Raw genomic sequence first — 19,613 nt, 5'->3', positions numbered from 1 at the left:
ATACATTTTATATTGTTAATTATAAGTTGAGTGTTTTGCACAAGGCACGCCTACAACATAACCCATTTTTTCAATAAAAAAATTCACTTAAAAAGCCCTAATTCGATGTAAGACATATTTAATAAACCACTCAAAATAGAACTTAATTTATTTGCTAAATCATTTCTTGCAAAAATGACTTCATCACCTGTCAAAATAGACAATAAACTCCTGATAAAGCTTGGCTATACTCTGCTCACCATTTCTAAAACTATGGAGAACAAAAATGGTTACTGCTGGCTCTAAACCGGGAACAGGTTTCTATTTTTGCGTCCAATGCGGACATCGAACCTACTTAGAAATTGGTACAGACCGCTTACCACCGTGTACCAAATGCCTTGGCAATCAATTTAACGACAAGATTGCTTAAGCTGCACACCTCAAACAGTTACCCTCTGTTTTGAATAAAGCCCTATCACTCGATAGGGCTTTTTGTTACTTTATAAACCATTAGATAGCACAATAAAAAAGTGAAGAGCATTTCACTGGGAAAATAACAATGGAAACAATCATCGGTCTATGTATAGGTATTGGTCTCAGCGCTGCATGTGGTTTTCGCGTATTTGTACCGCTATTGGTGATGAGTATCGCATCACTGATGGGATGGTTCGAACCGATGAAAGGCTTTGAATGGTTGGCGATGCCTGCTGTATGTGCTGCACTTGCAGTGGCAACAGTGACTGAAATTGCTGCCTACTACATTCCTTGGGTCGACAATGTCCTCGATACCATTTCCACACCTGCTGCTATGATTGCAGGAACACTGGCAACTATGGCAGTCAGCACTGGTGAGATGTCGCAATTTGCCAGTTGGGCATCTGCGATTATTGTGGGTGGTGGGACAGCAGGTGCAGTGCAAATGAGTACGGTTGCTTTACGTGGCGTTTCTACAGCAACCACAGGAGGCGTGGCAAATCCAGTTGTCTCTACAGGAGAATGGATAGGGGCGTTGGTGGTTTCAGTGTTAGCTTTTGTTGTACCTGTTTTAGTGGTGATTGTGGGTGTTATTGCTATGATCTGGTTGGTTCGTTGGGTGCGCCGTCGGAAACAGCAAGTGACTGAACATGAGATGGTTTAAACGAGCAACGCCTTATAGATGTAATTGAAATGATGTAATCTAAAAACGGGTAAAACCAGCACAGTTCATTTTCTAGGGTGGAGCCTTCCATAAGCGTAGCGTAATCCACCACGACTTTTGTTGTTAATAGATGATTTGTATGGATATTCAATGCACCAGGGCATCAATAAAAAGCTTTATTTTAAATATTTATAGTGCTTTTAAATCAAGATATACACAAAAAATAGAATTAAAATCAAAAATCAGTTTGTAAAATAAAAAATAAAAGTTATGTTATTTATCATATTGTCGAGATGTGAAGTTCATCATCCTATATAAAAGCTTTAATCGTAAGTGAATGGTCAAGGTGTAAAAATCAAACAGGTCATTTTCATGTCATAACCTTGGGTCAGCAATGATGAATACCCTGAAAAATTTACTTTCCTCTCATGTCTTATTCCGGCGTGTAGTGATCATTTTGATCAATGTGCTTATGGGGTGGTTTGACTATTTAACTGGTTATGAGTTTGCTTTTAGTATTTTCTATTTGGTGCCCATTGCCATTGCTGCTTGGTTTGACAACTTCAAAGTCACCAGCTTAGCCATATTTATGGCATCCATTATTTGGTTATGCATTTATATGACCTCAGGTCACTATTATTCAAACCCCTATGTGGTGTATTGGAATATTGGTGTAAGAATCATCTTTTTTTATATTGTGGCTTATTTGCTTTACAAGATTAGAGCAGCAATGAATGAGTTAACACTCATGGCCATGAAAGATAGCCTCACCGCTTTAAATAATACCCGTGCTTTTAACTTAGCCTACCAAGAAATTCAAAAAAATAATTTAAAAAAACAACAACAAATCGCAATTTCAATCATAGACTTAGATGGATTTAAAGCAGTGAATGACACGCTTGGACACAGTAAAGGTGATGAAGTTTTAATTCGATTTGCGGAATTACTCAAAAATGCTGTGCAAAATTCTGCTTGTGTTGCTCGAATCGGGGGAGATGAGTTTGCAATCATTCTAGAAAATATTGATTTTATTAGTGCGGAAGAATTTGAAAAAAAATTAAGAATAAAATTTTTAGAAAGTGGTTTAAATGATGAATTTGGCATTGATTACAGTATGGGGATGAGTATTTTCAATGAGTTACCCGAAAGTGTTGATAAAGCGACCCATTGTGCAGATAAATTGATGTATCAATCAAAATTGCGTGGTAAGTCTAGAACCATTATCCAGTCCTATTAGGGCCAGCAAATTTGTAGATAGATTACGCCCATCGGTGGAAGTAAAAAACAGCAAAAAACCATTCTAAAATGCAATTAATCTGCATAAAAAGTCCTATGATGAAAATAATTTTCATATAAATAATATAAGATGAAAAAAAATTTAAAAATTTTAAGAATAAGACTGATCTTAGGAAATTAATCCCGAGCTATTTTGACTACTATATATCTCAAGGGTGTGACGGGGTTCGAAGAGAGCAATATGCGCCAGTACTTACAAAGTAAGTTGCGTATTTACCCACAAGGTCTCGATTCGGCTTAGGACGCTATAGATTACCAATCTATAGGACACAACGGTTAACTTACAAAGTTAGGCGAGTTGAAGTAAACATGTGATTTGTTTATCCCAATATCCCTCGAAATAAAAATCAATTGTCCAATGAAGAACAGACAAAACTTTCTAATAAAAATAAATACATCTTTTAATCATCATCCTTAAATTTTCTTAAAATTCCCCCCTTATTTTTTTAATCAATTCAACATCAGATCATAATCATTGAAAGTTTCAGAATAGGAACGATGTTTTTTGGATACTGATCAATATGCAACATCTTTATCATCTGATTCATGTTTGACAGCCGTAACTGAGATTGATATTTTGCGCCTATATTTAATCTGCCAGTGCCATCATGTCATTTGATCAATTTGTTTATGCACCGCCACAAGATCCATTATCGATTGTGTATGAGGATGATGATTTGGTGGTTATCGATAAACCAGCAGGTCTATTGTCGGTGCCTGGACGTTTACCTGAACATCATGACAGTGCGTACCTACGTATTGTAGAGGAGTATCCCAACGCTAAAATTACACATCGTTTAGATATGGCAACCTCTGGTATTTTGATGTTTGCTAAACACCGTGATGCGGAAGTGGCTGTCAGTAAAATGTTCCAAGCACGAACTGTGAAGAAGAATTATATAGCTTTGGTTCAAGGTCAGTTTGAAGCTGATAAAGGCAGTGTAGATGTACCGCTAATCACAGATTGGGAAAATCGTCCACGTCAGATTGTGCATTTTGAATTGGGTAAACCTGCTCAAACTTTATATGAAGTACTTGAGTATGATGAAGCAAGTGATATTTCACGCGTATTATTGACTCCCATTACGGGGCGTTCGCACCAACTGCGTGTACATATGCAATATATTGGTCATCCTATTACAGGGGACAAGTTGTATCACCCTGAACCTACACGAAGTTTGCTTAATCGTATGGCGCTTCATGCAACATATTTGGCTTTTCAACAGCCATTGAGTGGTGTGGATGTCGAGATTCGTGGAAAAGTTCCTTTTTAAGTTATTTTTCACAAACTATTTATTTTAATAAAAAGATCTTTAAATGATTGATTCACGCTTTAATTTAAAAGTTAGAATCGGTCGTGCTTTTGCATGTTTAAAGTTTTTCAATATGTGTAAATATTTGTTTATTAAAATAAAATTGATCTAATCTTCAATGAGGTATTTATTGTGATTTAAATATGATCAATATAATAACGATGACATCAAATTTAATAAGTACAAGGGGAAAACAATGAAAAAGGGAATTGCAAAATTAGTAATTTTGGCCAGTACGTGTGGAATTTTATCTATATCTACTTATGCACAGAAGATTCCGAGTTTAGAAACTTACGTAAAAGATTTAAAGAATTTAAATGCATTGAACCAAGGCTTTGCTGAAATGAGAAAGGCCAATTTCGCTGAGCCAAACACAGCGAAATATAGAACAAGTCTAAATTATTGGGCAAATATACATGGTTACTTTGGGTATGATAAAAAATCTGAAAATTTACAAGAATATTATGAAGAGTTAATTAAACAATGCTATGACAAAGCGAAAGGTGAGCCAGAAAGGAAGGCATGTGGTTTCTATCAAAACTACTATGCTTCATTGAATAATCAGACGGCAGGTAATGATAAAATTGCTCAGGAGGTTTGGGGAACTTGTGAACATGGTACGGAGTTTTTTTTACCATGGCATCGCTTGTATCTACATTATTTCGAAAAAACATTGAGGAAAGCGAGTGGTAATCCCAACTTACAACTCCCTTATTGGAAATATGAAGATAATATAGATAACAATAATTTATTATTTTTACCGTGGTTATTTACGCAAAATTATTTATCTGCTTTCGATATTAAACGAACCATTGGACTAAACGAAAATAAAATAGGAATAAAAGTAAGAGGAGATAATAAAACAATTGATATTACAGGTTTTGAAGCATTACAAGCGGTCGATTTTTATAGAGATGATAAAGCAGGATTTTCAAACTTAATTGAAAGTAATCCGCACAACTTAATGCACTGTGCCGTTGGTGCAAACTGCTATGCCCCGAATATGGGCTTGGTTCCTGCTGCAGGTAATGATCCAATTTTCTATTTACATCATCGTAATATTGATCGTTTATGGCAAAAATGGATGCTTAAAAAAGCAAAGGGACAAAAAATTGACCTTGCGTGGGCTAAAGCTAATCTTGGTATGCCTGCGACATGGTTTGAGAAGGAAATGAAGTTTGTAGATGAAAACGGGAATCTTGTATCAAGAAAAGTAGCTGATGCGTTTAATTCAGAATTTATGCCGGATTATGATGATTTAGGCTTAAAATCTGATCCAACACTGCTTGCTAGTGAATCTAATAAACTTTTAATGAGTCCTTTAGGTCATCATGAGAATATTGAAATCAGTAATATCAATGTATTAGGTGCTCAAGTTTCAAGAGCCAATTTTAAAGATCTTCCAGTAAATAATATGCTTAGATCAACTGGCCCAGCAATTTCATATCTAACTATACAAAATATTGAGTTGGTGAATAAGCCAATGCTTACTTATGCTGTATATATGGTAAGTAAAAAAGACACGAGTAAACGAAGCTATCTGACGACCTTCTCTTTCTTTGGTTTAAATAATGTCCACGCTCATCATGGAAAAACTAAGATTGGCGATATGAAATTAATTGTTTCAGATAATCTGCAAGAAATAGGTGCGCAAAGTTTGGCAGACTTTGAATTAATTTTTGAGCCGACCGATTTTACTTCTAATCCAGTCTTTACGCAGTTAAGCAAAGACGGATTAAAAATTGGTAAAATACTGCTTACATCTGAGCCTATTTCATAATGTTTAGAAGTTAAGCTGTAGTAGAGTGAAACCCCATTTAATTGGGGTTTTATTTTTAATCATGAATCATACTCAAATTGAAACAAAATTAAGCTAACGTATTGCTTATGATAAAGTGAAAGCGATGAATAAGGACTCTACAATGACTGACCGCGACTACCAACAATTCCCCGATGATGACAATGGCGATGTACTTTGGCAAATGCATCAAGATGGTGATGACCTCACCGAAGCACATGAAATTGAATATTCAATTGCATTCACGAGCCAAGAACAAGCTGAGAAATGTGCATTGTTTCTTCTACATGAAGAACAAAAAATCAGTTTATTTGTCGACGAAGAATCTGATCTTAAAGAATGGATTATCACCATATACATGTATATGGAGCCTGAATATTCAGACATTGTTGACTTAGAAGAGTGGGTGACCAAAATCGCTGAGCAATATCAAGGTGTTTATGATGGTTGGGGCTGTATGGCCTATGTCTATGATGATGAAATTGAAGATGACGAATCGCCAGCTTCACTCAACTCGTAATGAACACAAGTTGTTGAACTAAAAGTATTTATTAAAGCCTTTGATGTGTCATGGCATTCGAAGGCTTTTTTAATGCAAAAAGAAAAACTTGAGTTTCAACTTGAATACAGTTTCAGCACGATAAAATTCAATAAAAATACCAAGATGAAATTACACTAACTGTATAGAAATTCTAAATAAAAAGATCAAAAATCATGCTTAAGTTCACACTTAAGGATAGCGGTATGGATCATCTCAAAAGTACTTTGACAGAACAAGAAAATAACAATCACGAGAATGATCAACAGAATCAAGATACACAAACAAAGCGCGCACTGAGGCTCATGGCTGGTTTTGTGATTGCAACGATTATCATTTTGGCTTTGTACTATGGCAAAGAGATTCTCATCCCATTAGCACTTTCAGTTTTATTGGCATTCTTACTTGAACCCTTAGTGTCTCGGCTTAAAAAGTGGGGACTTCCGCAGTTTCCTTCAATCGCACTGGTTGTACTTTTTGCATTAAGTGTGTTGGGTGGGGCAGGTACTTATTTGGGCTATCAACTGGCGACACTTAGCCAAGAAATGCCACAGTATCAGGACACCATTGAAAAGAAAATTAACTCCGTTAAAAGTGTCACGTCTGGACCGAGCATTTGGGATGGAGCAATCAGTACCATTCAAACCGTGCAAAAATCGATGCAAGAAATAGCACCTGATGAGCAAAAAAAATCTGATATACAAAAAGTACAGATGGTGGGCGATCAACAAAGTACCACAGAAGCCGCATTGGAGTGGGGTGCAAAAATTGTCAGTCCACTCGCCACTGCGGGTATTGTGTTCTTATTTGTGGTGCTGATTTTACTCAATCGAAAAGATTTGCATGATCGCTTGTTGAAACTCTTAGGTGGAAATCTAAATGTCGGTACAGATGCTTTGGATGAAGCAGCAGTTCGTATAGGAACCTATTTGCGAATGCAGCTATTGGTCAATGCCACTTATGGTGTTCCGATGGCCATTGGACTGTATTTTATTGGCGTTCCAGCAGCCATAATGTGGGGCATGGTGGCTGTGGTCATGCGTTTTATTCCCTATGTGGGACCACTGATTTCCATGATTTTTCCAATTACATTGGCTTTTGCTGTCGATCCGACTTGGAACATGGTGCTCTGGACCTTAGGGCTCATTTTGCTCTTAGAACTGGTGAGTAATAATGTGATTGAGCCGTGGCTGTATGGTGAAAGTACAGGGCTTTCAACATTAGCGATCATTGTTGCTGCAACCTTTTGGACGTCGTTATGGGGTCCGATAGGTTTAATTCTTTCAACGCCGTTAACGGCATGTATTTTGGTCTTGGCAAATTACATTCCAGCATTATCCTTTATGAAAGTGTTTATTGGTAGTGACTCAGTGTTGACACCTCCAGAACGATTTTATCAACGTTTAGTGGCAGGAGATGTTGATGATGCATTAGAAATTTCACAGGCCTACATTGAAGAAGGTATGCCTAAAAAGATTAGCTTGTTTGGTCGCCATAAGCGTTCTAAGCAAAGTAATGATGAGTTGATCAGTCGCAAAGTCAACGGCTTTTATGAAGATGTCTCTATACCTTCTATTCGATTGTTTTCAGAAAGTCATAACACTGATGCCAGTGCTGAACATCGTTTACGTATGCATCAAGGTTTAAAATTATTCAATCATGATTTTCAAATAGAGTATGCAGCTGAAATTGATCTATCAGAGCCGAAAGTGGCGTGTTTAGGTGCACGTTGGGAAGTTGATGTACTGGTTTCATCTATGCTGGCACATGGTTTAAATTTACGTAAAGTCCCAGCACAAAGCCATAATGAAGCCTTGATTCAATCTAATATTGATGTGTTGGAGAGCCTTCCAGAAAGTGTAGAAATCGTCTGCTTATCAGTATTTCATCAACAACCTCAGGCTCAAATTCGACTGCTGAACCATCGTTTAAAAACTCATTTTCCACATTTAAAACTGGTGTTTGCCACTTGGGGCAATAGCAGTGACGAGCTGAGAGACGACATCATTCGCCGTTATGAGCCAGATGCGGTGGTGGCAACGGTCAATGAGTTAATGCTCAGTATAGATGCGCTTTTGATTGAACAAGGTGAAAACCCAGCACGTGAATTACTCAATGAAAATGAAGATGAGCGTTTGGCTGCATTACACGATTTGCAATTATTAGAACCAGAAACACTCCCAATCTATAAGCAATATATAGAGGAAGCTACACAAGCTTTTGACGTCAGATATGCGCAAATTTCATTGGTAGACGAAGACTGGGTGAATACACCAGGTAGCCCATTGGCAGATGAAAATGCAAATCCAATTGAAGCAGGAATTCCAAGAGAAGAGTCCATCTGTACACACTTGGTTCATCAAAATGAAGCGCTGATTATTGAAGATATTGACCGTGATCCTCGTTTTAGACAAAACCCAGAGTTGAATAAAAGCAAAATCAAATTTTATGCAGGCGTACCTCTGAGGACACAGCAAGGATTAGTGCTTGGAAGTTTGTGTATTTTGGATCAACATGTTCGTCAAATGAGTGAGGATGATGTTGTATTACTGAATGAATTAGCGGATGACTTAATTGAAACCTTAAGCAATGAGAAGACGCGACAGCAAAAACTTGAGGAAATTGGCAAACTTCAACAAGCAGAATCTACACATATGCTGTCCATGGATTCTTAATGAGTGAGATAGAGTTTAATCATTCAATATAATTGTTAAGTTTAATATCTGAGTGATGAATAAAAATAGTCTATTATTTCAATAGGCTATTTTTGTTTTAGGTTGGAAATATCAATAAATTAACAGTTAATTTTATATTTAAAATGAATAATGAAGATAAATACACCAAACCCATACAGTTTGTAAGGGAATAACTGATTAAGCTAAATCACATGAATATGATAAAAAATAAGAAGTGATTGAGATCATGCATCAAACAATTAGAATTCACCGTATCTTTAGCGCGCCTCCAGAACGTGTATACAGAGCATTCACAGACCCAGATGCGATGTCAAAATGGATGCCTCCGCATGGATTTACGGGCAAAGTACATTATATTGATGTACAAGTTGGAGCTGGCTATAAGATGTCACTCACCAATTTCTCAACTGGTTTTACCCATTCGTTTTTTGGCACCTATATGGAAATCATTCCAAATAAATTGTTGCGTTATAAAGATCAATTTGATGACCCTGAGATTGATGAAGTCATTTACGTGACTATTCATATGGAGCCTGTGCTCATGGGCACTGAGTTGAACCTCGGGTGTACCCAAGGAAATCCCAGCTGAAGCGTGTTATTTAGGCTGGCAAGAATCTCTCAATTTGTTGGCTTTATTGGTGAATCCAGACATTCCAGATCATTAAATGTATGGGTTATTTTAGGACAGCTCTGCTCATAGGCATTTATTGATGAAACCAAAGAGGATTAAACTCCGTCAAATAAAAATGCTATATTGCGCCCAACAATTTTGCTTTTTTGAGTTTTTTTATGACTTTACCTCATTGTCCAAAGTGCAGCTCTGAATATACCTATGAAGATGGCGATTTGTTGATTTGTCCTGAATGTTCACATGAGTGGAAAGAAGGGGAAATCACAGAAGATGTTATTATCATTAAAGATGCAAATGGTAATGTGCTGACTGATGGTGATACCGTTACAGTCATTAAAGATTTAAAAATTAAAGGTTCTTCATCTGTCGTTAAAGTAGGGACAAAGGCAAAGAATATTCGATTACTTCCAGAAGCAACCGATGGTCATGATATCGACTGTAAAGTTGATGGTTTTGGTGCAATGAAGCTCAAATCTGAATTTGTTAAAAAAGTTTAAATTTATCATTCAAACATCAGATGTGATTCGGTTTTTACCATGTGATTGCTGATCATAATTGAATGCACTCAATAGACTTCTTGCATCAATCACAAAATGATCAATGGTTCGTATTTGAATGAACAACGAAAGTCCCTTCTCTTGCGCCATATATGGTTCAGGGTAAAGGTTGGGATGAGGTGGTCAAGCAAATAACCTCCCTAGCCCTCTCCTAAAAGGTGAGGGCGTGTAATGTAGTGGTCTAATAAATTTGCACACCCAATGAGGTGATAATGTATTTACCGAAGAGGTTTAATGAAAAAGCATAAAACTTTAGGGTTTTATGCTTTTTTTATGTTTATGCTGACTGTCAGTATTTATGCTGTAAAAAAGTTGATGAGCGTTTTAATCATGCATTTACTCGACACAGATACATTATTATGTGTAATGGAAATCAGCGCATTCATTTCCTGTTTTTCTTTGTATAAAGGTATTACACATTTTCATTTTTAATTTACACAAGAAGTCTATTATTTTGTTCCTAAATTTTTTCTTAAAATGAAAAGATAAAATTCAAAAAATCAAATTAATTATTAAGTTTGCTTTGAATAACACTTTAATTATACAGAATAATGATTTAAATTGAGATTATTGGAAAATATAGTGATTTATGAAAAGGCATTATAGTTCAAACACTATGGCTGAGTAGGTATGGTGTGCATATGAAATAAGAATAAAAAAATAGACAAAAAATGATTGTATAAAGAATATAAACTCATTTATATTTTAATAAATTGGATAAAATTTATTCATTGTAAAGTCATTCTAATAAAATCATTTAACTAAAATAGAAAGGGGTAAATATGGCAGGTTGGTATGAAATTTCTCAAGCAAGTGATGGACAATATAAATTCGTTTTAAAAGCGGGTAATGCAGAAACGATTTTAACCAGTGAATTATATAAAGCCAAAGCCTCTGCTCAAAATGGGATTGAATCAGTGCAAAAAAATAGTGGCAGTGATGCAAATTATGATCGTGTAGATGCTAAAAATGGTAAACCTTATTTTAATTTAAAGGCTGCAAATCATCAGATCATTGGCACCAGTCAACTGTATTCAAGTGCTGCTGCAAGAGATAATGGTATCGAGTCGGTGAAAAATAATGGTTCAACAACCACGATTAAAGATTTAACAGGATAAAAAGACTGTTCTTGCATACATTTACTTTATTTCTCTGAAAATGCACATTTTAAAAGTGTACCCAGTCAGGCAAATAAAGTGAATGCAAAACTAAGTAAAGCAGTCGATGGAATAGTGGTTATCATTTAAAACGAGATGGGGGTAAAAAGGGATGTGATGCATGCATTTAAATCTACCCCTTTTTTGTTTTGAGTTGGGTGAATAATTTGAATGATCTGAAGAAATTTTTGTATTGAATTATTTTTGAGATCATTAAATTTTTAAGCAAATAAATGTTGAATCATCAACATTACATGTGAGGAGTAAGAAAATCTGTTAAGTTGTAATTAATAAGATGTTGTATTTATTAAAATAAACTAAATTTGTTAACAAAAATAATCTAAACTTCAATAAAAAGAAAACTTAACGATATTATCATAATTTATATAAAGTGTTAAATTGGTCACACTTACTAGAGTGAGTGGGAGGAACAATAATGAAAATTCAAATTGATGGCGATCAACATCTTGCCCAAGAAGTATTACAACAAATTCAACTCTGGGATAATGCAATTATTAGCACTAAAATCAATGAGTTGTTGAACCAATGTTCAAAAGATATCAGTATGTTCGATGTCAGTTGCCAACTCAATGGTATTGATGAATATAAAAATGAATGGCAAAAATTTAGTCCATATTTTTCAGAAGGTATGAAGATTTCACGTCGTAATGTCAAACTTTATGCGAGTGAAGAACTTGCCATTTTGCATTGCCATTCCAAAGTTGAAAATGTTGCCATGAAAGATAAGGGAATGATGCCTTGGTGTCGTACAACTTTATGTTTACAAAAGCAAAATAATCAATGGCGAGTGGTTCATCAGCATATTTCTATGCCTATTGACATGTTAACAGGCAAAGCTGTTTTTTTGAAAGATGAACCAAAACTACGTATGGTGATTTAAATTTTTATAAAACAGCTAATCATGAATAAAATATTGATGAACGAAGAATAAAAAATAATTAAAAAAAGATCACCACATGATTGAGTTGAGCGCAAGAAATCAGGATGATTCTTGCGATCCAATTTAAAGATTCAATGCTTTTTTTTGATACTTTTGAACAGCACTTTTATGCGAATGATGCGTTTATTTACATATATTTCAATGCCTATTTTACTTCTACATTTGAAATATCTACATTGAAAATGAGAACGCAAAATAAAACTTGTTTAAATGTTTTAGATTTGGAAAAATTCAATTTACCAAATCGTATTTAGTCAAAATAACAATGAACTCTCCTATTAAAAGTATAAATCGGTGGATTAATCCACTATCTCCTCGTGATCCACATGAACCGCATCGTGTTGCAACATCATTAGAATTGTTATTTGACTTAATTTTTGTGGTCGCTATCGCGACAGCAGGTCAACAACTACATCATAGTTTGATTGAAAACCATATCGATGCTGGTATCACCAGCTATTTGATGGTGTTTTTTGGATTATGGTGGGCTTGGATGAACTTTACTTGGTTTGCTTCTGCCTATGACAATGATGATGCAGGCTATCGCATTATGACCTTTATCCAAATTATTGGTTCAATGGTCATTGCGGCAGGGATCATGGATGCATTTCAAAAGCAAGACTTTGATGTGATTATCATTGGTTATGTGATTATGCGTTTGAGTCTGGTCACTCAATGGTTTCGTGTTGCTAAAAGTGATGTAGAACGCCGTCAGACCGCTTTGAGATATGCTTTTGGCATTATATGTGTTCAAGTCGGTTGGCTCATTTATCACTTCACTCCAGTAGATTTTGGCGTGATCGTTTTTCTGCTCTTGGTTGTGGCTGAGTTAAGTGTGCCCATTTTTGCCGAATCTTATAATAGAACACCATGGCATGCACATCACATTGCTGAGCGTTATTCCCTGCTTACAATTATTGTTTTGGGTGAATCTATCGTTGGCAGTTATTCAGCTGTAGTTGATGCCATTCATAACCAGCTATTCAGTACGGAATTAATGTTTCTGATGGTTGGCGGATTGATTCTAATGTTTAGCATGTGGTGGATGTATTTCGATAGTAATATTGCAGAGTGTTTAAATAGCCGTAAACGCGCGTTTATATGGGGCTATGGGCATTTCTTTATCTTTGTGGCTGTGGCAGCGATTGGTGCAAGCTTGGCTGCATGTGTCGATGTCGCTACACATCATGCTGAAATTTCTGACCAATTGGCAGGGTATTTGATCGCAATACCTTTAGTGATTTATACCACAGCCTTATGGTCTTTACATTTTTCACATCAATTTGATGGCTTGGAAAAATGGTTTTATCCATTGACCACGATTATTGTGCTTTGTATCCCTATATTGAGTACAGATATTGGCTATAGTGTATTTGCAATATCAATTGTTTATGCAATTCGACTGATTTGTATGAAAACCTTTATTCGTGCTTGATGACGTCAGCATTTATTTTCAATTTATATTTAAGTCCGTTATTGAAATATTTTACTGTGGATGATGAAACGTGGCCTATCAAGATTTTTATCGATTAAGTTCTCATGCGGTCATCACCAATGCGAATCAGCAAATATTACTCCTTAAAGCAGGCTATGCTGATCAAGCTTGGGGCTTACCTGGTGGTGGTTTAGATGTAGGAGAAACCATTCATCAGGCGCTATATCGTGAATGTAAAGAAGAATTAGGACTCGATGTTCAGATTGAGTATCTTTCAGGTGTTTATTTTCATGCGGTGGTTATGTCGCATGCTTTTATCTTTAGATGCCACATTCAGCATGATGCGACAATTCAAGTCAGTCATGAACATAGTGAATATCGTTGGTTTGATTTAAAAGATTTAAGTCCTATACAAAAAATACGTGTACAGGATTGTCTTGATTATTCGGGTGAAGTTCGAAGCCGAGCATTTTAAATAAAAGGAGTTGAGATGGTGACCAATTTTGAGCAATTGTCTGATGTTGAACTACTCAACATTGGCAATGCGTTGATGAATCAACTCATGGATGCTTCAACTCGTCAAGATTATCAAGCACATATACAAGACTTTTCAAAACGTGCGAAAAGTGTTTTGGACGAAACCCAATTTAAAATAGTGTGTGGCGTTTACCAAGAAAAAAATGGCTTTTTCACAGAACGTGAGTTCGTTGCACTGTTCCGCCGTCCCGACTCTGTGGCATTTATTTGGAAGCAACATTACAGCAAAGTTGAAGGTGATTATGTTGCGGAAATGGTGATGATCATTGAAGATGGTGAGTATAAAGTCGATCATGCTTTTGTGTTTTGAAGACGTTTTGCGATTTGGGCTCAATGTTTATTTGATGTCTGGATTATCTGAAATTTATAAAAAAATATAAAGTTTTAAATTTATATGACTTAAACTCTGTAAATTTATAACTAAATCATACTAAAATGAGAAAAATATGAACCTCCAAAAACTATTCACCCAAACCCAAGAAAACTACGAACTGATTCCCTTTTTTATTGAGCAGCTTCTAGTTTCAGATGTGTACTGCTTAGGTACAAAAGATCAGGATAATCAAATCCAATTTCGAGTGCTTGAAACAGATGAAGGCGATCAAGCCATTCCATTCTTTCTATCAAGTGAAACGATTCAAGAAGATTTGGGAACTGAGGTTGAGTATTTAACCTTAAATACTCGAAAACTGTTTGAAATGACCTCAGGTGCAACTTTAGTCATGAATCCTACTTCAGCTTTAACAAAAGAGTTTCAACCAGAAGAAATCAAAGCGATTTTAGAAACCCAAGATCAAGAATAAAAAAAAGCCTTTGATTAAAACAAAGGCTTAATTTTATATCCTTATTAAACTTTCAGTTTTTCAATGACTTCATCAATTTTTTTCAAACGCTTCACTTCATCCCATAGTGCTTTGGCTTCAGGATAGTGTTTGGACATCATTCCAAGCCATTGTTTATAACGACCGACCATATTCATTTCTTTTTTGTACGAACCATTTAAAAAACGAATTTGCAAAGTCAGTAATTCATTCCAATTCAGTAAAGGTGTATCACTATTTTGACGAATGCTTTGAGTAATGTCTGGCGTGGTTACAGCTCCACGACCAATCATTAAATCTTCACAACCCGATTCAAGGATGCATTGTTTGGCATCGGCATTGTTCCAGATTTCACCATTGGCAATCACATTGATTTTCAATGCTTTACGAATGGGTTGTAACTGATCCCAAAATGCAGGTGGGGTATAACCATCGGCTTTAGTACGTGCATGGACGGTAACCCAAGCTGCACCAGCATCTTCAATGGCATGTGCATTTTCAAGGGTAAAATGACGATCCATGTAACCCAAACGCATTTTTGCAGACACAGGAATATGTTCTGGCACAGCATCGCGCACAGCTTTGACAAGTTCATGTACGACTTCTGGTTCATCTAAAAGTACTGATCCACCACGATGTCGATTCACCGTTTTGGCAGGACAACCAAAATTCATATCAATGGCAGGAGCACCCAATTCAACGGCACGTACAGCATTGGCGGCCAACATTTCAGGGTTGTTTCCTAAAAATTGTACATGCAGTGGCGTACCAGAAGGGGTTTTACCATCGTTCCACAATTCTGGACAATAAGTCTGATAAACATGATCTGGCAAGACAGAATCAGTGACACGAATAAACTCAGATACACACCAATCAAAGCTTCCCACAGATGTCAGCACATCACGCATAATAGGGTCTGTTAGACCTTCCATGGGGGCAAGTATGAGTTTCAACGTAGGTAACCTGAAGCATTAAAAACGGTGTTATACGTTTTTTTTAAGTGCATGTCTAGGGTGGTAACAAGATCAAAAAATGAATTGATCATGTATGAGACTCTACTCACTCAATATAGAATGTATAAGTTAAAAAAATAGCTTAACGATAAGTGCGTTGTCTGTAAAATCAGGCTTGCTTTATAAATAAAGGCTATCTGTAGATGACAGCTTGAGCTTTTACTGCCATTGTTTATGTCATAAGTTTAAGAATCTTCAGTTGTTGATTTTAAGTCATCAAAACACCGGAAATAATGCTCTGAAAGATCAATCATCGTCCTAAAATCATTTCTAAAACAAATTTCGATCCAATAAAACCAATGCCCAGTAAGACAAAACCTAGAATGGTGAAACGAATCGCTTTTTGTCCACGCCAGCCAAATTTGTAATGTCCGAATAGTAATGAACCATAAACAAACCAAGACACAATACTAAACGCTGTTTTATGTGCTAAATGTTGTCCAAAGAAATCATTGATGGTAAAGAAACCAAATACCAATGCGGCAGTGAGCAACAAGAAACCCGTGATCAGCATGTCAAATAACAACGATTCCATGGCTTGGAAAGAAGGTAAAAAGCTCACCCAAACACGTTTTTTCTGTTTGTTTTTGAGTTCTCGATCTTGTAACCAAAGCAAAACAGCATGAATAGTTGCCATGAGTAAAACTGCATAAGCAGATAGCGATAAAATAATATGAATATCTAAACCAAATGAATTTTTGCCAATACTTAAACTGGTCTGGCTAAAGGTAAACCCAAGGATTAAACCCAGCGCTGCAACGGGAATACCCAATAAATTCAGGGCAATGACAGGTCGATAGGTACTATACAACAGGCTGAGTAACATCATCAGCGCGGTCGTGAACGACATGAGATTAAACACATCGTAGTTGATACCAAGTGGCGTCACCATATCGTGATAAAGCACAACGCCATGCAAAAACAGACCAAGACCAGATAGAATGCCAATAAACCAGTGGTTTGGTGCGCGTTTTGACATTAAGTGTAAAAACAAATACCAAAAGGATGTGGTATAAGCAATTAATGCTAAAATCGTATAAACCAAAGGGAGGCTAATCATGTCAAACCTTTTTCTGGATGCTGAATATTCATGTTATGAGATATAAATTCCATGCGAACTACAGTATCCTATAGCATCTTATGCATAAATTTTCTATTTTAAGAAAGATTTTTTTGCAACAACCATTTTAAGCGGATTTTGCAATGTTTGATACCTTAACAGAACGACTCACGCAGAGTTTAAGAAATGTTACTGGCTCAGGGCAACTGACCGAAGACAATATTAAAGATACGTTACGTGAAGTACGTATGGCTCTGCTTGAAGCTGACGTTGCCTTGCCTGTAACTCGTGAGTTTATCGCGAAAGTTAAGGAAGAGGCATTGGGTCAGGAAGTGATGTCTCAGCTTTCGCCTGGACAAGCTTTTGTCAAAATCGTCCATGACGAATTGACCAAAATGATGGGTGAGGCGAATGAAAGCCTTGACCTTGCAGCAAAACCACCTGTCGTTGTATTGCTTGCGGGCTTACAAGGTGCAGGTAAAACCACGACTGCGGCCAAGCTTGCACGTTTCTTACAAGAGCGCCAAAAGAAAAAAGTTGCAATGGTTTCAGCCGACGTTTACCGTCCAGCTGCAATTAAACAGTTACAAACTGTTGCGGGTGAAGTTGGGGCACACTTCATCGAATCATCAGCAGATGAAAAGCCAATCACGATCGTGAATCGTGCCATTGAACAAGCAAAAATTCAGTTCTCCGATGTTTTGATTGTCGATACTGCAGGTCGTCTGCATATTGATGACGACATGATGGATGAAATTAAAGAACTTCATGCTGCGATTAACCCAACTGAAACTTTGTTCGTGGTTGATGCCATGACGGGTCAGGATGCGGCAAATACAGCAAAAGCCTTTAATGATGCTTTACCATTGACCGGTGTAATCCTCACCAAAACAGATGGTGATGCGCGCGGTGGTGCAGCACTTTCTGTTCGTGCGATTACTGGCAAGCCAATCAAATTCTTGGGTATGGGCGAAAAGCTTGATGCTTTAGAGCCATTCCATCCTGAGCGTGTTGCACAACGTATCTTAGGTATGGGTGATGTGCTGTCGCTGGTCGAAGAGCTTGAGCGTAAAGTCGACAAAGAAAAAGCCGAAAAAATGGCGAAAAAACTGCAAAAAGGCGGTAACTTCAACTTTGAAGATATGCTGATGCAGTTTGAACAAATGAATAAAATGGGCGGCATGATGGGCTTCTTAGATAAGTTGCCTGGCATGAGCAATTCAGGGATTCAAGATGCACTTGCGCAAGCTAACCCTGAAAAGCAAGTGAAAAAAATGGAAGCGATTATTCAATCGATGACCATTAAAGAACGTCGTAACCCTGACTTGATGAATCCGAGTCGTAAAAAACGTATCGCAGCAGGTTGTGGTATGGATGTTGCTGAAGTGAATAAACTGATTAAACAGCATGCGCAAATGGCGAAGATGATGAAAAAATTTGCCAATCCATCGGGTATGGCAAAAATGATGCGCTCACTCAGTGGCATGCAGAAGAAATTCGGTGGCGGTGGTGGTATGGGACCATTATTTGGTGATAACACACCGAAGAAATAATCTGTCTATTCAGATTGAATAAAAAAGGCGCAGAAAGCGCCTTTTTTAATGGAATCAAAGAAATAAGAAACCACGTGCTGAAACGTGGTTTCTTATAGTTTGTTCTAATTAATATCTTCATCGAGTTGGGTATAAATAGCATCAATAATACGTTCTTTTTGTTGCTCGTTATCGACCAACTGAGCGTTGTTATCCCAAACTTTATATTCGAACTGTCTCATTTCATCATTGCTGAGGGTCATTTCAGCAGCTTTAGTCCCATTTGAGTACCAGAGCGTTCGTTGAGTTTTTTCATCAGTCATTTCATTTTCTAAGCCCAATTGACCATTGGTGTAAAAACTTTGCGATTTGCCGACTTCACGACCATTATCATCACGAGTTCCTTGGTAAGACACTTTCCCATTGGGGAAATACAGCGTTAACGGGCCTGTAGCAACTTCACTTGAGAAACTAAATAAACCCATTGGATCAATAATCCAAAATGGGGAGGATTGAGGTGTTTTGGTCTTTTGATAAAAGTCTTGAACCAAGAAACGACCTGCTTGATCACGTCCCAATAGGCTACGGTAATAACCATCTTCGATAGGAACCATTGAATAGCTTTGATCGATGCTAGATGCACAACCACAGTCTTGTTCATTCGGCGTTGGACTAAAATAAGAAATGATGGGTTGTTGAGTGGAAAGTTGTTGTTGAATATTTTGAGGGATGTTTGATGCAGTGGAGATGCTGGTACAACCACTAAATAACACACTGAAACCAATAATCGCGGCTGAAATCAAGCCGATAGAATGGTTTTTAAGCTGCTGAGTCGGTTTTTGCTTTGTTGAATAGATGCTGATCATTATGAATATGCTCTGGAATAGTTATTGTTGATTTAAATGATTTGGTATAAATAAATTAAGTACATGTTTAGGAGCTGTAAGCAATGTACTTGGCTAATGATAGACGTGAAATCAACAACATAAAATATAAAACGGATGAAATGAAAGAAGTGTTGTGAAAATCAGACCTTGTTGCATTCTATTGAGCATGAGGCAAGGCGAGATGAGTCAATTCAAGCTTTAGATATTGGTTTTTATAGTCGCATCTTGGGATTGACTAGCCTAGCTGACTCATCTACTCCTGAA

The 19,613-nt window shown here is 36.8% G+C and carries 18 protein-coding genes and 1 pseudogene; 16 read left to right on the top strand and 3 right to left on the bottom strand.

From position 1 onward, the window contains the following. Positions 1-265: 265 nt before the first annotated feature. The 15 genes and pseudogenes from G8E00_RS12960 (at position 266) to G8E00_RS12890 (ending at position 14,839) form a co-directional block, all read left to right on the top strand. Positions 266-409 (top strand): zinc ribbon-containing protein, encoded by a 144-nt coding sequence (locus tag G8E00_RS12960; RefSeq protein ID WP_196781991.1) that lies wholly within the window; start codon positions 266-268, stop codon positions 407-409. Between the two features lie 129 nt (positions 410-538). After that, positions 539-1,117, top strand: a complete 579-nt coding sequence (locus G8E00_RS12955; RefSeq protein WP_166012044.1) for a DUF4126 domain-containing protein — start codon at positions 539-541, stop codon at positions 1,115-1,117. A 394-nt stretch (positions 1,118-1,511) separates the two neighbouring features. Beyond that, entirely contained in the window at positions 1,512-2,354 is an 843-nt protein-coding gene (locus tag G8E00_RS12950; RefSeq protein ID WP_166225196.1) for a GGDEF domain-containing protein, read from the top strand. Positions 2,355-3,021: 667 nt separating this feature from the next. Beyond that, on the top strand, positions 3,022-3,687 hold the full coding sequence (locus tag G8E00_RS12945) for an RluA family pseudouridine synthase (protein WP_166225193.1): 666 nt from the start codon (positions 3,022-3,024) through the stop codon (positions 3,685-3,687). A gap of 235 nt (positions 3,688-3,922) precedes the next feature. Then, a complete protein-coding gene (locus G8E00_RS12940; protein WP_166225190.1) occupies positions 3,923-5,506 on the top strand; it encodes a tyrosinase family protein in 1,584 nt (527 codons plus the stop codon). A gap of 142 nt (positions 5,507-5,648) precedes the next feature. Beyond that, on the top strand, positions 5,649-6,044 hold the full coding sequence (locus G8E00_RS12935; protein ID WP_166012040.1) for a ribonuclease E inhibitor RraB: 396 nt from the start codon (positions 5,649-5,651) through the stop codon (positions 6,042-6,044). A 224-nt stretch (positions 6,045-6,268) separates the two neighbouring features. Beyond that, complete coding sequence (locus tag G8E00_RS12930) at positions 6,269-8,737, top strand: AI-2E family transporter (protein WP_166225187.1); 2,469 nt, start codon at positions 6,269-6,271, stop codon at positions 8,735-8,737. A gap of 247 nt (positions 8,738-8,984) precedes the next feature. Next, positions 8,985-9,423: pseudogene (locus G8E00_RS12925) on the top strand (SRPBCC family protein). 124 nt (positions 9,424-9,547) lie between these two features. Then, positions 9,548-9,886: a zinc ribbon domain-containing protein YjdM gene (locus G8E00_RS12920; protein ID WP_166012037.1), complete on the top strand. Its 339-nt coding sequence runs from the start codon at positions 9,548-9,550 to the stop codon at positions 9,884-9,886. 842 nt (positions 9,887-10,728) lie between these two features. After that, complete coding sequence (locus G8E00_RS12915; RefSeq protein ID WP_166012036.1) at positions 10,729-11,064, top strand: YegP family protein; 336 nt, start codon at positions 10,729-10,731, stop codon at positions 11,062-11,064. A gap of 475 nt (positions 11,065-11,539) precedes the next feature. Beyond that, positions 11,540-12,004: a nuclear transport factor 2 family protein gene (locus tag G8E00_RS12910; RefSeq protein WP_166012035.1), complete on the top strand. Its 465-nt coding sequence runs from the start codon at positions 11,540-11,542 to the stop codon at positions 12,002-12,004. A gap of 325 nt (positions 12,005-12,329) precedes the next feature. After that, the gene (locus G8E00_RS12905; protein WP_166225184.1) at positions 12,330-13,499 is read left to right on the top strand and encodes a low temperature requirement protein A; all 1,170 of its coding nucleotides are present in this window, start codon (positions 12,330-12,332) and stop codon (positions 13,497-13,499) included. A gap of 70 nt (positions 13,500-13,569) precedes the next feature. Further along, positions 13,570-13,974 (top strand): NUDIX hydrolase, encoded by a 405-nt coding sequence (locus tag G8E00_RS12900; protein ID WP_166225181.1) that lies wholly within the window; start codon positions 13,570-13,572, stop codon positions 13,972-13,974. Between the two features lie 15 nt (positions 13,975-13,989). Next, positions 13,990-14,346: a hypothetical protein gene (locus G8E00_RS12895; RefSeq protein WP_166225178.1), complete on the top strand. Its 357-nt coding sequence runs from the start codon at positions 13,990-13,992 to the stop codon at positions 14,344-14,346. 136 nt (positions 14,347-14,482) lie between these two features. Then, positions 14,483-14,839 carry an SseB family protein gene (locus G8E00_RS12890; RefSeq protein ID WP_166010085.1) on the top strand — a complete coding sequence of 119 codons (357 nt, stop codon included), beginning with the start codon at positions 14,483-14,485 and terminating at the stop codon, positions 14,837-14,839. A gap of 44 nt (positions 14,840-14,883) precedes the next feature. On the opposite strand, the gene G8E00_RS12885 is transcribed toward G8E00_RS12890, so the two are convergent. Together G8E00_RS12885 and G8E00_RS12880 are read right to left on the bottom strand one after the other, a co-directional pair. Then, positions 14,884-15,810, bottom strand: coding sequence for a tRNA dihydrouridine synthase (locus G8E00_RS12885; RefSeq protein WP_196781990.1), 927 nt, complete (start codon positions 15,808-15,810; stop codon positions 14,884-14,886). A gap of 310 nt (positions 15,811-16,120) precedes the next feature. Further along, entirely contained in the window at positions 16,121-16,930 is an 810-nt protein-coding gene (locus tag G8E00_RS12880; RefSeq protein WP_166225175.1) for a cytochrome C assembly family protein, read from the bottom strand. A 143-nt stretch (positions 16,931-17,073) separates the two neighbouring features. On the opposite strand from G8E00_RS12880, the gene ffh reads away from it, so the two are divergent. Beyond that, positions 17,074-18,483: a signal recognition particle protein gene (ffh, locus tag G8E00_RS12875; protein WP_166225172.1), complete on the top strand. Its 1,410-nt coding sequence runs from the start codon at positions 17,074-17,076 to the stop codon at positions 18,481-18,483. A gap of 104 nt (positions 18,484-18,587) precedes the next feature. Here the strand turns inward: ffh and G8E00_RS12870 are convergent, their stop codons facing one another. Continuing rightward, positions 18,588-19,328, bottom strand: coding sequence for a toxin-antitoxin system YwqK family antitoxin (locus tag G8E00_RS12870; RefSeq protein WP_166225169.1), 741 nt, complete (start codon positions 19,326-19,328; stop codon positions 18,588-18,590). Between the last annotated feature and the right edge of the window lie 285 nt (positions 19,329-19,613).

This window comes from Acinetobacter shaoyimingii (genome assembly GCF_011578045.1).
Classification (GTDB): Bacteria; Pseudomonadota; Gammaproteobacteria; order Pseudomonadales; family Moraxellaceae; genus Acinetobacter; species Acinetobacter shaoyimingii.
The sequence above is the reverse complement of the archived record's forward strand: the minus strand, read 5'-3'. Positions and strand labels throughout refer to the sequence as shown.